This is a genomic window from Pseudomonas sp. S04 (genome assembly GCF_009834545.1).
Taxonomy (GTDB): Bacteria; Pseudomonadota; Gammaproteobacteria; order Pseudomonadales; family Pseudomonadaceae; genus Aquipseudomonas.
This window is the reverse complement of sequence record NZ_CP019427.1, coordinates 4,316,355-4,329,621: the sequence shown is the minus strand read 5'-3', so window position 1 is coordinate 4,329,621 and position 13,267 is coordinate 4,316,355. Positions and strand designations below refer to the sequence as shown.

Genomic DNA, 13,267 nt, shown 5'->3' with positions numbered 1-13,267 from the left:
AGGCGCTGACACAAAGGGTTACAGCTGCCCGTCGGGATTATTTACCGCGCAATCGACGCAGTGCTTTAAATCTATATGAGAATTACTATAAATTACACGCCGCAGATTTGCCATCATCGTGCCGCCATCGTTTTCCTCAGGCGTTGGCCAGGTTCAAGGACAGGTACCGTTCATCAAAGCGGTCGGGAGTCACGTTGGAAAACTACTATCGCGAGCTGGTGCGTTTCCTCAACGCCAAGCTGGGCAACCGCCAGGTGGCCGAAGATGCGGTGCATGACGCCTACGTGAGGGTGCTGGAACGCGCCAGCGACACGCCGATCGAACAGCCGCGCGCCTTCCTCTATCGCACTGCCCTGAACCTGGTGATCGATGGTCATCGGCGCAATGTTGCGCGCGCGGCCGAACCGCTGGAAGTGCTCGACAGCGAAGAACGCTTCCATAGCCCGTCCCCGCAGAACAGTCTCGCGCAAGCGCAGCGCATGGAGCTGTTGCAGCGCGCCCTGGCTGAACTGCCGCCGCTGTGCCGCGAGAGTTTCCTGTTGCGCAAGCTCGAAGGCATGTCCCACCCCGAGATTGCCGAGCACCTGGGCATTTCCCGCAGCCTGGTGGAGAAGCACATCGTCAATGCCATGAAACATTGCCGCTTGCGCATGCGCCAATGGGATGCGGTTTGAGCGGTTGTCGCTCGCTGCAGGCTACAACCACCCCGAGCGTTTAAAGCTGCCCCACAGCGCGACGCAACCCACGCTGATAAACCCCAGCACCGCGAAATAGCCGTAGTGCCAGGTCAGCTCCGGCATGTTCTGGAAGTTCATCCCGTAGATCCCCGCCACCGCTGTCGGAAACGCCAGGATCGCCGCCCAGGCAGCGAACTTGCGTTGCACCACGCTTTGCCGTGACGCCTCCAGCAGCACCCCGATCTCGATGGTCTGGCTGGCAATGTCGCGCAGGGTGGTGAGGTCTTCCATTTGTCGCGTGACATGAATCTGCACGTCCCGAAAGTAGGGGCGCATGTTCTTGTCGATAAACGGGAACTTGAGCTTCTGCAGCTCTTCGCTGATCTCCACCATGGGCGCGGCGTAGCGACGCAGGCGCAACACGTCGCGACGCAGGCCATGCAGGTTCTGGATATCGCGCTCGTTCAGGGCGCTGTTCAGCACGTTGTGTTCCAGCGCGTCGATTTCGCCGTGAATCGCTTCGCCCACCGGCTGGTAGTTTTCAATCACGAAGTCGAGCAGGGCATACAGCACGAAGTCTTCGCCATGCTCCAGCAGCAGCGGGCGCGCCTCGCAGCGCTGGCGTACATGAGCATAGGAGGCCGAGTGGCCGTTACGGCAGGTGATGATGTAGCCCGTGCCGGCAAAGATGTGAGTCTCGATGAACTCCAGCACGCCGTTCTCGCGCACCGGTGAGTAGGTCACGATGAACAGCGCGTCACCGAAGGTCTCGAGCTTGGGCCGGCTATGTTTTTCCAGGGCGTCTTCGATGGCCAGTTCGTGCAGGTTGAACTGGCGTTGCAGGTTGGCCAGCTCCAGCGCACTCGGCTCTTCGAGGCCGATCCAGACGAAGTGGCCGGGTTTTGCCGCCCAGGCCGCGCCTTCATCCAGGGTGATATTGGTGACTTTCTTGCCGGCGCTGTAGACCGCGGCCGCAACGACTCTACCCATAATTCCGATTCACTTCTTCTTCGCCGATGGCAGTGACAAGCAGGGTGCAGCTTAGCCTGCTTGTGGAGGTCGGGGCGAGGGTAAACCGGAGCGCGGGCTCGGCGATCAGGCGGCTTGCAGTTGGTGGTCCATGGCCTCGATGCATTCACGCATCTGCTCGCGGCACTGCGCGATCAGTTGCGGCATGTCATCCAGGGTCAGGCCAGCGGTAGGGATCGGCGGCAGCGAGCGGATCAGGATCTGGCCGCTGTTCCAGCGATTGAGGCGCATGTGGTTGATGTAGTTGCTGACGCACACCTGCACGATCGGCACGCCGGCGGCAATCGCCATCTGGAACGCGCCCTTCTTGAACGGCAGCAACTCCTTGCCCAGGTTACGCGTGCCCTCGGGGAACACCCAGATCGAGGTGTCCTTGTGCTGCAAGGTGTGGGTGGTGGTGAGCATCGACTGGCGGGCCTTGTGAGCATTGCCGCGGTCGATCAGCACATTGCCGGCCAGCCAGAACAGTTGCCCGAACAGCGGCACCCATTTCAGGCTCTTCTTGCCGATGCACACGGTGCGGTGGGGCACCACGTTGCCGAGCACAAACAAGTCGTAGTTGGACTGGTGGTTGGCAATCACCACGCAGCTTTGCTTTTTGTGGGTCAGCGAGTCGACGTCGGTCTTGACCCGCAGGCGCAGGATGCACATCGCCGGCCAGGCATAGAGGCGGGCGCACAATCGGCTGTTATCCGGATTGAACGGCCGGCACAGCCCAAGCAACACACCCAGCACACCCGCCAAAACAAAATGCAGGCCCATCAACAACATACGAAACAGATACAGCATCTACAGGCCCACCGGAGCAAAAGGTGGCGCAGTGTACGGATGTGCACTGTTTTCGGCAATTGCCGCTATATAGGTAGGAGATGGCCGATGTTTAAGCGCATGTTTCCAACATCTGCTGATGGATGCGGGCTAGAGCGTTTAAGCGCTTTTCGGTTGCCGATGTAGGAAAAACCCCAATGCTTGGCGACAACGCCGAACATTGTAGGAGCGAGCGCGCTCGCGATGGACGTAAACGATGACGCGTGAAACCTGGAAAACGCGTTGTTTTTTAGTCCATCGCGAGCAAGTGCAGGGCCTGACGTTAAACCAGGTGAGCCTGGTCCTGGACGATTGCGCTGTCCAGCGCATCCAGCAAGCCCTTGCGAACCTTGAGTTTGGTGTTCTTGTGGGCAGTCATGTTGATCTTCTTCAACTGGCGGGCCGCCGCCAGTGCAGCACTTTGCAGCTCCTCGGCCGCTACCACCTTGTCGAGGAAGCCGGCATCCACCGCGCCTTGCGGGTCGAACATCTCGCCATTGATCACCGAACGGTGGAACGCCGACTTGCGCAGGCGATCACGGGCCAGTTCGATACCGGCGTGGTGCATGGTCATGCCGATCTGCACTTCATTCAGGCCAATGCTGAACGGCCCCTCGACCCCGATCCGGTAGTCAGCCGACAACAGAATGAACGCGCCCTTGGCCACCGCATGCCCAGGGCACGCAACGATCACCGGGAACGGGTGGGCCAGCAGGCGGCGGGCGAGGGTAGAACCGGCAGTCACCAGGCTCACGGCTTCCTTGGGACCCGCCGTCATCACCTTCAGGTCATAACCGCCGGAGAGAATGCCCGGCTGGCCAGTGATGATCACCACCGCCCGATCCGTCACGGCCTGGTCCAGCGCAGCATTAAACGCGGCGATCACGTCCGGGGAGATGGCATTGACCTTGCCATTGCTCAAGGTCAGGGTCGCGATACCGTCTTCGAGGTGGTAGGAAATCAACTCACTCATGACGCTATTCCTTGTATTGAAGTGCAGCAGACGTTACCCATGGCCGTCGGCCAGGTAAAGCGCCATGACTGACCGGCCAGTCAGCCAAACCGGCTCCGCCAGGCATGGCCGGCCACGGCCGCCCGGCATTCCCCTCTATATAGAAGCGCGGCCCGGGCCGGAGAATGGCCGGTTTGCCCTGCCCACAAAACCGCATACCCGAACAAATCTCTTAAGCGCATGAAAATTCTGAAAAAAATGTTTGCCATCAGAAAAGCTTTCGACTACATTAGCGCGCCTCGACAGACAGAACTTGTTTGAAGAGATACGGTGAAGTGTCCGAGTGGCTTAAGGAGCACGCCTGGAAAGTGTGTATACAGGAAACTGTATCGAGAGTTCGAATCTCTCCTTCACCGCCACATTCTACAAACACAAACCCCCGATTTTCCTAGAGAAAGTCGGGGGTTTGTGGTTTTTGGCGTCTGGAAAAAGGCGATCGCGCAGCACCAATGGCCGTGCGAGCAGGCCTTCTCCTAATCCCGCATATACCCCCCATCCACATCCATAATTTCCCCAGTCACAAAACTCGCCGCATCCGATGCCAGGAAGCACACGGCGGCGGCGATGTCGCGGGGGGTTCCGGCGCGTCCCAGTGGCATGTCTGCCAGTACTTTGGCCCGTGCTTCGCTGCTCAGGGTGCTGGTCATGTCGGTTTCAGTCAGGGCGGGGGAGACGGCGTTGGCGGTGATGTTGAAGGGGCCGGCCTCGCGGGCCAGGCCCTTGGTCAGGGCGATTACGCCGCCTTTGGCGGCGGCATAACAACTGTTGCCCAGCAGGCCGCCGCCGCGTTTGCCGGCGACGGAGGCGATGTTGATGATGCGTCCGCAGCGGCGGGCCATCATGCCGGGGAGTACGGCTTTGGCGCAGTAGAAAACGCTGTTGAGGTCGATTGCCATGACGCGCTTCCATTCTGCCGCGCTGACTTCTAGCAGGGGCAAGGTCGAGACGATGCCGGCATTGTTGACCAGGATGTCGATGCTGCCCAACGCCAGGCCCACCTGGCTGACCATTGCCTGCACCTGTTGCTCATCGGCAACGTCGACGCCCAGGCCGATGGCATCGATGCCCAACTCACCCAGCTGGGCGGCTGCCCGTTCTGCGGCGTCGTGGTCGAGGTCGCAGATGGCGACCCGCGCGCCGCATTGGCCCAGGGCCACGGCGATGGCATAGCCGATGCCGCGTGCGGCGCCGGTCACCAGTGCGTTACGGCCCTTGAGAGAAAAACTGATCGGCGCAAAATTGGCTGAGGCATTCATTATTGTTATTCCTTGATCTGGACGCAGGTCGGCCTTCCCGATACACGGGAAGTGGCCGGCTTTTCGATGGACAGCAGGGGGTAAACCGTCAGGAAGGGGCGAAGCTGCCCAGCGCCAACTGGTTCTTCAGCGGCGCGATGTCCAGCCGCCGCAGGACGCGATACAGCGAGGGTCGGCAGATGCCCAGCGCGCGGGCCGCCGCAGTCATGTTCCAGCGGCAGTCGATGAGTACGCCGAGGACGTCCTCGCGCTCACCCATGGGCGCGGCGGTGGGCCTGCTCGGGCGAATCGGCGTGACGTTCTGCACCTGGGCGCGGACCGGCAGCCCAGGCTGACCACCGGCTTGGGCGAGGAAGTCAGCGGGCAGGTCACAGCGCTGGATGCGCGCGCCTTCCTTGACCGCGCAGGCGTAGCGGATAACCGCGCGCATCTGCCGCAGGTTGCCGGGCCACGCATGGCCGAGCAGCAGGGGCCAGACATCGGCACTGATCACCTGGCGTGGGTCGCAACCGGGCAATTCGTTGGCGACCATGCTGCACACCAGTTCGGCCCGATCAGTGCGCTCACGCAGGGGCGGCAATTGCACCACGCCGGTAGCAATGCGATAGAACAAGTCTTCGCGAAAGCGGCCGTTTTCCACCAGGTCGGACAGTGATTGGTGGGTCGCGCAGATCAAGGCGAAGTTCACTGGCACGCTGCGTTCGGCACCCAGCGGGGTGATCTCGCGTTCGGCGATGACCCGCAGTAGGCGGGTCTGCTGTTCGAAGGGCATGTCGCCGATTTCATCAAGAAACAAGGTGCCGCCGTCGGCCTGGGCCACTTTGCCTTTCTTGCCGCCGGGCAGGGCACCGGAGAAAGCACCGCGGGCATAGCCGAACAGTTCGCTTTCGATCAGGGTTTCGGGGATTGAGGCGCAGTTGAGGGCGACCAGTTGCGCGGCGTGGCGCTGACTGTGCTCGTGCAGTGCACGGGCGAGGACCTCTTTGCCAGTCCCGGTCTCGCCCTGGATCAGCACCGCGATGCCGCGCTCCATGAGCCGCAGTGCACGGCGAAAGGCCTGGCGCACGTAGGGGTCGGAGTCGTGGGCAATATCGCATTCAGGGTAGGCGGAGGTTGTGTGGGCTCGGGTAAACGAAGGGTTTTCGTGTACAGAAGGCATCAGCGTCACCTTTTATTATTGTATAGCTCGTGACTATGTCGACTCACCGCACTTGTGATGCAGCCGTCGATATGGCGTTGAATGACAATAACGAGGCACACTTATATTTTCCAATCCATAATAAATCATCTATTGATACCTTTGAGAGCATCATGATTGAGCTCCGCCATCTGCAATATTTCCGCACCCTGGCAGAAACCCTGCACTTCGGTCGTGCCGCCGAACGCCTGCATATCTCGCAGCCGCCGCTGTCACGGCAGATCGCCTTGCTGGAAGACGAACTGGGGGTCAGGCTGTTTGATCGTTCCCGGCGACGGGTGGAGCTCACCGAAGCCGGCCAGCGTTTTTACCTGGACACCGGCACGGTGTTTGCCGCGTTCGAGCAGGCCAAGCGCAATGCCTTGGCCGCAGCGCGGGGGGCGGCGGGCGAGTTGTCGGTGGGGTTCATGATGTCGACGGCCTACAGCGTTACGCCGGCGATTACCCGGCGCTACGCTGCGCAGTTTCCCCAGGTCAGCCTGAAGCTGACCGAGACCTTGCCCCTGGACCTGGCCCAGGACATCAGCAGCGGAAACAAGGACGTGGCGATCATGTACCGCCCGCAGGACTGCTCCGGGCTGGAAACCGTGACCCTGTTTCGCGAAGAAATGACCGTGGTCCTGCCGCCGGGCCATCGGCTCCTCGAGCAGGCGCTGATCGACCCTCGGGAGCTGGCGGGAGAAACCTTCATCATCGTGCCGCGACGGATCGCTCCCGCCTTGCACGACATGATCTTCAACTACTGCCTGCAGCACGGTGTCACCCCGAACATCGGGCTGGAAATCAACATGCAGCAAACCATCGTCAACCTGGTGGGCGAAGGCTTGGGAATCGCGATCGTGCCGCGCTCGATGTGCAACATGCGCCTGGCCACCACCACCTTCAAACCGTTGCGCGATGCCCCGGTCATCGAGGTGGTCGCGGTGTGGAAGGCCGACAATCACAACCCCTGCATCGCCACCTTCATCGACAGCGCAGAGCACGCTTGCCTGCAAGTGACTCGCGAGGCGCAAGCGGGGTGAGCTGCGGAAAAATCGGCTGGCCCAGACGATACAACTGAAGCGACACGTGTCTCCCCAAGTGTCTCCCACCCCTGTCCAGGCGACAGCTGCCTGGACCTGACCTCTATCGCGCAAAACCCCGTCCCATAAGGCCTGTGCTGGCCTTGCCAAGCCTTGGCACCGCTCTTGCTATCGCCCTTGCAAACACCATTCATGCAAGGAACCCCTTATGCGATCGCCCGTTATCACAGGCTGGTATCACTCCCCATTCGGTAAGTTCGACCAACTCGATCCCGAGATGATGATGGCCGAGGCCGCCGTTGGCGCATTGGCGCATGCCGACATCGCGCCGCAGCAGATCGACTCCATCCACATTGGCCACTTCAATGCCGGCTTTGTGTATCAGGACTTTCCCTCGTCCCTGTTGGCCAACCACATTGAGGCGCTGCGCTTCACGCCCTCGGTTCGGCTGGAGAATGCCTGTGCCACCGGCTCCGCTGCGATCCACTCGGCGCTGCAAGCCGTCCTCAGTGGCCAAAGCCAACACGCACTGGTAGTGGGCTTCGAGAAGATGAATACCCTGCCCACCGCCGAGGTGGGCAAGATCCTGCTCAAGTGCTGCTACGCCAAGGAAGAAGCCGACATCGAGGGCGGCTTTGCCGGGGTGTTCGGCAACATCGCACAAAGCTACTTCGAGCGTTACGGCGACCAGTCCGATGCGCTGGCAATGATCGCGGCCAAGAACCACGCCAACGGTGTGCTCAACCCGTACGCCCACATGCGACGAGATTTCGGTTATGAGTTCTGCCGTCAGCCATCGGAAAAAAACCCGTTCGTGGCCGGGCCACTGAAACGCACCGACTGCTCGTTGATCACCGATGGCGCGGCCGCCCTGGTGATCAGCCGCGAGGACCTGATAGGTGAGCGCCGCCATGCCGTGCGTTTCCGTGCCGCGGTGCAAGTCAACGACTACATGCCGCTGTCCAAGCGCGACCCCACCTACTTCGAAGGCGCCGCCCGCGCCTGGCAACAGGCCCTGCAGCGGGCCGAGTTGAGCCTGGCCGACCTGTCGCTGGTCGAGACCCACGACTGCTTCACCATCGCCGAGTTGCTGGAGTACGAAGCCATGGGCCTGGCCGAGCGGGGTCAAGGTGCGCGCGTCATCGCCGAGGGCATCAGCCGCAAGGACGGGCGCCTGCCGATCAACCCCTCGGGCGGCCTCAAGTCCAAGGGCCATCCCATCGGTGCCACCGGCGTGTCGATGCACGTGATGGCGGCCATGCAGCTCTGCGGCCAGGCCGGCGACATGCAGTTGCCCAAGGCCGATCGCGCCGGGGTCTTCAACATGGGCGGTGCGGCAGTGACCAACTACGTGAGCATCCTGGAGCGCGCGCAATGATGGGCATCGACAACGTGATGAATCTGGGGGAAATGCTCAACCAGGTCGCGCGTCGCTATCCGGATGCACCGGGTTTCATTCGTGACGGTCGTGAGCATTCCTGGCAAGAAATTTCCAGGCGGGTCGACAGTGTTGCTGCGGCCTTGCGCGCGCGCGGCCTGGGTAAAGGCGACAAGCTGCTGGTGCATTCGCGCAACAACCTGCCGCTGTTCGAAAGTGCCTGGGTCGCGTTCCGCCTTGGCGCCGTGTGGGTGCCGACCAACGTGCGGATCACCCCGGCGGAAGCGGCCTACCTGGGCAGCTCCAGCGGCGCGGTAGCGATGCTGTATGACGAAGGCCTGGAGCATTATGTCGACGCCGTGCGTGCGGTATCGCCGAGCCTGCAACAGGTGATCGCCATCGGTCAGCCGCGTGCCGGCGAACTGGGCTACGAGCAATTGCTGGAGGAGGGCAGCGCGCTGCAGGCCAGCTTCCGTGCGGCCGAAGTGAAGTACCACGACCCGCTGTGGTTCTTCTACACCTCGGGCACCACTGGCCATCCCAAGGCCGGGGTGCTGACCCACGGCCAGATGGCGTTTGTCATCACCAACCATATCGCCGACCTGATGCCGGGCCTGAATCAGCATTCGCGTTCGCTGGTCCTGGCCCCGCTGTCCCACGGTGCGGGCATCCATGCGTTGGTCAACGTCGCCCGGGGCGCTGCCTGCATCCTGCCGGCCAGCGACAAGCTGGACTGTGACGAAGCCTGGCGCCTGGTGCAGGAATACCGCGTGGACAACCTGTTCACCGTGCCGACCATCGTCAAGATGCTCACCGAAAGCGAGGCCGTCGACCGCTACGACCACAGCAGCCTGCGCCACCTGATCTACGCGGGCGCGCCGATGTATCGCGCCGACCAGCGCCATGCCCTGGACAAGTTGGGCAAGGTCCTGGTGCAGTACTACGGCCTGGGTGAAGTGACGGGCAACATCACCGTGCTGCCTGCCGATTGCCACGACAACGAGGACTCGCCGAATGCCAAGGTCGGTAGCTGCGGTTACCCGCGCACCGGCATGCAGGTGGCGATTCTCGATGAGGCCGGCAACGAACTGGACACGGGAGTCGACGGTGAAATCTGCGTACGTGGACCGGCGGTGTTCAGCGGCTACTACAACAACCCCCAGGCCAACGAGAGCTGTTTCAAGTTCGGCTGGTTCCACACCGGCGACCTTGGTCATGTGGATGAACACGGCTATCTGTTCATCACCGGGCGGGCTTCGGATATGTACATTTCCGGTGGTTCCAACGTGTACCCGCGGGAGATCGAAGAGGCCCTGCTCAGCCATCCGGCGGTGACCGAAGCCGCCGTACTGGGCATGCCCGACGTGAAGTGGGGCGAGTCCGGCTACGCCGTGATCGTCACCACCGGCGAGGTCAGCGACGAACAACTGCTGGCCCATCTGGAGCCGCGAATCGCCCGCTACAAATGGCCCAAGCGTTTTGTCCGCTGGGAGGAAATGCCCAAGTCGGGCTACGGCAAGATCGTCAAGAAGCAGATCCGCGCGTTGCTCGAAGAACGCCAGGAGGTGGCCTGATGACGCCGCATTTCGCTGAGCGTGCCGGAGTACGCACGTTTATTCACGAGGGGCCGTCCCTGGCACCGCGACTGCTGGACCTGGAAGTACCGTGCTGCGAAGAGCTGCGCATCGTCCTGCCCCTGGCGAGCAACGTCGCGGCAGGCGTGCTCAAGGCGCTTGAAGGTCGACGTTACGGCAGCGCCGTGGGGCGCATCCTGTGTGGCGGTGCCGCACACCTGAGCTATCACCGGATGATCGTCACCGACCAGCCCGAGCGTCCGTATGACTACGGCCAGCCGGTGGTCCTGGACGGCTACATCACCTTTATCAGCGGCGCCATCACCGTGGGGCGCGACGCCCGGGGCGCGCCGTTGTTGCATTGCCATGCCGGTTTTCTGGACCGCGATGGCGAGCAGCACGGCGGGCATCTGGTGCTGGACAAACTGATTGTCGGCAGCGAGCCACTGACGATTCGCCTGTGCCTGTTCGACCAGGTTGCCTACCAGGTACAGCCTGACGCAGAAACCCATTTCAACCTGCTGCATCCTGTCCGCAAGGAGCTGTCATGAGCGTTGCCGTAACCGAAGAATCGCTGGTCCAGGACGGCCGCCTGGGCCGTCTGGTGATCGCCCGCCTCAAGCCCAACGAAGACCTTATCGACAGCGCCGAGGCCCTGTGCAAAGAGCACGGCATTGATTTGGCGGTGGTTCGCGGTGGCTTGGGCAGCCTGATTGACGGGCAACTCAGCTACCTGGGTCGCGAGGGCATGATCCAGATCCACGTCCCGGGACCTGGGGTGGAAATCCTTAGCGTCAGCGGCGAAATCCTCAGCGGTGCAAGTCGCCTGCAGGCGGTGGTTGCCGATGCCGATGGCAAGCTGTACGCCGGCCGCCTGGAACGCGGCAAAAACCTCACCTTCATCACGGTCGAGCTGACGCTGCAAGAGTGGCTGCCCGACTGACGCTTTCACCCGCCATAGCCATAACAAGAAAGTCGAAGCCAGGTGCCGCGGGCTCTTTCATGCCCCGCGCCCCGGATTGTCGACCGCACCCATTAGGAGAAACAAAAATGACAATAAATCCTTTCGTTCGCCTGTCTTTACTCGCCACCAGCGGGGTGCTCCTGTCACCCCTGGCCCACGCTGACTTCATCAAGGACGGCAAGGCCACCCTGGGGTTTCGCAACTACTACTTCAACAACGACTACCGCGATCGCGCCGGTCCCGCCGGGCAAAGCAAGACCGCCGAATGGGCGCAGGGCTTCTTTCTCGATTACAAGTCAGGCTTCACCGACGGCACCGTCGGCTTTGGTGTCGACGCGCTCGGTTTGCAGGGGGTGCGCCTGGATGGCGGCAAAGGCAATCACCGTGGCAGCTCGATGATTCCGGATGAGAGCGATGGCAGCGCCGTGGACGATTGGAGCCGACTGGGCCTGACCGGCAAGGTGCGTTTTTCCCAGACCGAGGCCCGCTACGGGACCCTGCAGCCGAAGTTGCCGATCCTGGTGGCCAACGATGGTCGCGTGCTGCCGCAAACCTTCGAGGGCGGCATGATCACCTCCAAGGAAGTGGACAACCTGACCCTGCTCGGTGGTCGCCTGGAACACGCGACTGGCCGTGGTTCGACCAACAGTTCGGGGCTCGCGGTTGCTGGTGGCACCCAGCAAAGCAATGAGTTCCTGTTTGCCGGCGCCGACTACAAGCTGAGCAAACAACTGACCCTGCAATACTACGCAGCCCAGTTGGAAGACTACTACGTGCAGCATTTCGGCGGCCTGGTGCATGTGCTGCCTTTGGGCGAAGGCCAGTCGCTGACCACCGACCTGCGTTACTTCAAGACCGACGCCGATGGCCGCAACGACACTGCCTCGGGTCGGGCTGCCGGGTACCGGGTCAGTGGCCTGGGGGACACCCCCGGCAAAATCGACAACGACACCTGGAGCGCGATGTTCACCTACGCCCTGGGTGGCAACTCCTTCCTGCTCGGTTACCAGAACGTCTCCGACAGCGGCAATTTTGTCCAGGCCAACCAGGGCAATACCAACGAAGGTGCGGCCGGCAGCAGCATCTACCTGTTCACCGACCGCTTGATCACCAGCTTCACCCGGGCCGGCGAGCGCACGGCTTTCGGCCAATACGGCTACAACTTCGCCTCCTTGGGTGTGCCAGGGCTGGTGGCGTCGGTCACCTACCTCAAGGGCACCCATATCCGCATGGCGAGCGGGTCCGACGAGAAAGAGTGGGAGCGTGACCTGGCGCTGGATTACGTGGTGCAGAGCGGCACCTTCAAGGGCGTCGGGTTCAGCTGGCGTAACGGCACGATGCGCAGCGGCGTACCCAGCGAGTATTCCCAGGACCAGAACCGCGTGTCGGTCAACTACACCCTGGCGTTGTTCTGATCCCGTGGGGGTCGCTTGAACAGGGCCCCTTGTCCGTTGGCGGCAGGGTTGGCGGCCCTGCAGATGCATAGGTATCTACACAACTGTAGCGGCCTGTGGGGTGTTGGATTAGGCGGAGTACATATCCATTTCTTCGGTAACGGCCTCCTATGGTTCCGCCTGACGGCGGCTCACTTTTGAACAGCGCAAAAGTAAGCAAAACGCTCTTACCCCACCACTCGGCACCTCGCTTAGGCTCGGTGTTCCCTCACTCCGGCTTGAATCCGTGGGCCGCCGCCACGCGCCATCCCTGGCGCGGGGCGGCTAACCCGGCGTCCTGCCGGGTTACCCACGGCTTCAAGCCTGCGTTCGGCCAGCGTGGTTAACGGGGCGCCCAGGATCAAGAGCCAGAGCCAGAGCCAGATCAAAAGATGGCTGACTTCGTCAGCGTCTTAGGAAGTAGAAGCGACACCGCGCATGCCCTAGCGATCAGGTCGGCTTTTAGGCCGCCTCGCTTTGTTTTTGATCCTGGGCGCCCCGTTAACCACGCTGGCCGGAATCCGATATTGATTTGGGGGGTAAACCGGCAGGACGCCGGTTTAGCCGCACTGGGCCAGGGAGGGCCCATTGCGGCGGCCCCCCAAATCAATGTCGGAGTACGGGCATGCCGAGCCTAAGCGAGGCACCGAGTGGTGGGGTAAGAGCGTTTTGCTTACTTTTGCGCTGTTCAAAAGTGAGCCGCCGTCAGGCGGAACCATAGGAGGCCGTTACCGCAAAAATGGATATGTACTCGGTCTAATCCAACACCCTGGTGCAACGTCGCACCACAGTTGTGTAGACACCTATGCTGCAGATGTACAGGACAGGTGTCGCTTGCCATGCCAGGTGTAGCGACACTTGCAGGAGACACCTGTTACATCCGCCGTCGCCGCAATTGCCCTGCAAGAAATAGATAC

The 13,267-nt window shown here is 61.8% G+C and carries 12 protein-coding genes and 1 tRNA gene; 8 read left to right on the top strand and 5 right to left on the bottom strand.

The genetic code is table 11. The annotated features are described in order from the left end of the window. Positions 1-143: 143 nt before the first annotated feature. On the top strand, positions 144-674 hold the full coding sequence (locus PspS04_RS19040) for a sigma-70 family RNA polymerase sigma factor (RefSeq protein WP_256585398.1): 531 nt from the start codon (positions 144-146) through the stop codon (positions 672-674). A gap of 21 nt (positions 675-695) precedes the next feature. Here PspS04_RS19040 and PspS04_RS19035 read toward each other — a convergent pair whose 3' ends face one another. The 3 genes from PspS04_RS19035 to PspS04_RS19025 form a co-directional block, all read right to left on the bottom strand. Continuing rightward, a complete protein-coding gene (locus tag PspS04_RS19035; RefSeq protein ID WP_095165592.1) occupies positions 696-1,667 on the bottom strand; it encodes a magnesium and cobalt transport protein CorA in 972 nt (323 codons plus the stop codon). A gap of 105 nt (positions 1,668-1,772) precedes the next feature. After that, on the bottom strand, positions 1,773-2,495 hold the full coding sequence (locus PspS04_RS19030) for a 1-acylglycerol-3-phosphate O-acyltransferase (protein ID WP_159997166.1): 723 nt from the start codon (positions 2,493-2,495) through the stop codon (positions 1,773-1,775). Between the two features lie 301 nt (positions 2,496-2,796). After that, positions 2,797-3,486, bottom strand: coding sequence for a crotonase/enoyl-CoA hydratase family protein (locus tag PspS04_RS19025; protein ID WP_095165585.1), 690 nt, complete (start codon positions 3,484-3,486; stop codon positions 2,797-2,799). Positions 3,487-3,794: 308 nt separating this feature from the next. Between PspS04_RS19025 and PspS04_RS19020 the strand changes: the two genes are divergently transcribed. Then, a tRNA-Ser gene (locus tag PspS04_RS19020) sits at positions 3,795-3,884 on the top strand. 114 nt (positions 3,885-3,998) lie between these two features. On the opposite strand, the gene PspS04_RS19015 is transcribed toward PspS04_RS19020, so the two are convergent. Both PspS04_RS19015 and PspS04_RS19010 read right to left on the bottom strand, forming a co-directional pair. Then, the gene (locus PspS04_RS19015) at positions 3,999-4,781 is read right to left on the bottom strand and encodes an SDR family NAD(P)-dependent oxidoreductase (RefSeq protein WP_159997165.1); all 783 of its coding nucleotides are present in this window, start codon (positions 4,779-4,781) and stop codon (positions 3,999-4,001) included. An 88-nt stretch (positions 4,782-4,869) separates the two neighbouring features. Beyond that, positions 4,870-5,940, bottom strand: coding sequence for a sigma-54-dependent Fis family transcriptional regulator (locus PspS04_RS19010; protein WP_159997163.1), 1,071 nt, complete (start codon positions 5,938-5,940; stop codon positions 4,870-4,872). Positions 5,941-6,092: 152 nt separating this feature from the next. Here PspS04_RS19010 and PspS04_RS19005 point away from each other — a divergent pair, with 152 nt between their 5' ends. From PspS04_RS19005 to PspS04_RS18980, 6 genes are all read left to right on the top strand, one after another. Beyond that, the gene (locus PspS04_RS19005) at positions 6,093-7,001 is read left to right on the top strand and encodes a LysR family transcriptional regulator (RefSeq protein WP_095165568.1); all 909 of its coding nucleotides are present in this window, start codon (positions 6,093-6,095) and stop codon (positions 6,999-7,001) included. A 208-nt stretch (positions 7,002-7,209) separates the two neighbouring features. Next, positions 7,210-8,379, top strand: coding sequence for an acetyl-CoA acetyltransferase (locus PspS04_RS19000; protein WP_159997161.1), 1,170 nt, complete (start codon positions 7,210-7,212; stop codon positions 8,377-8,379). Beyond that, positions 8,376-9,953, top strand: a complete 1,578-nt coding sequence (locus tag PspS04_RS18995) for an acyl-CoA synthetase (protein WP_159997159.1) — start codon at positions 8,376-8,378, stop codon at positions 9,951-9,953. The genes PspS04_RS19000 and PspS04_RS18995 overlap by 4 nt, the downstream gene beginning before the upstream one ends. After that, entirely contained in the window at positions 9,953-10,504 is a 552-nt protein-coding gene (locus PspS04_RS18990) for a hypothetical protein (RefSeq protein WP_095165562.1), read from the top strand. The genes PspS04_RS18995 and PspS04_RS18990 overlap by 1 nt, the downstream gene beginning before the upstream one ends. Beyond that, positions 10,501-10,896 (top strand): PPC domain-containing DNA-binding protein, encoded by a 396-nt coding sequence (locus PspS04_RS18985; protein WP_159997157.1) that lies wholly within the window; start codon positions 10,501-10,503, stop codon positions 10,894-10,896. The genes PspS04_RS18990 and PspS04_RS18985 overlap by 4 nt, the downstream gene beginning before the upstream one ends. Before the next feature lie 107 nt (positions 10,897-11,003). Then, positions 11,004-12,332: an OprD family porin gene (locus PspS04_RS18980; protein ID WP_095165558.1), complete on the top strand. Its 1,329-nt coding sequence runs from the start codon at positions 11,004-11,006 to the stop codon at positions 12,330-12,332. The last annotated feature ends 935 nt before the right edge of the window (positions 12,333-13,267 follow it).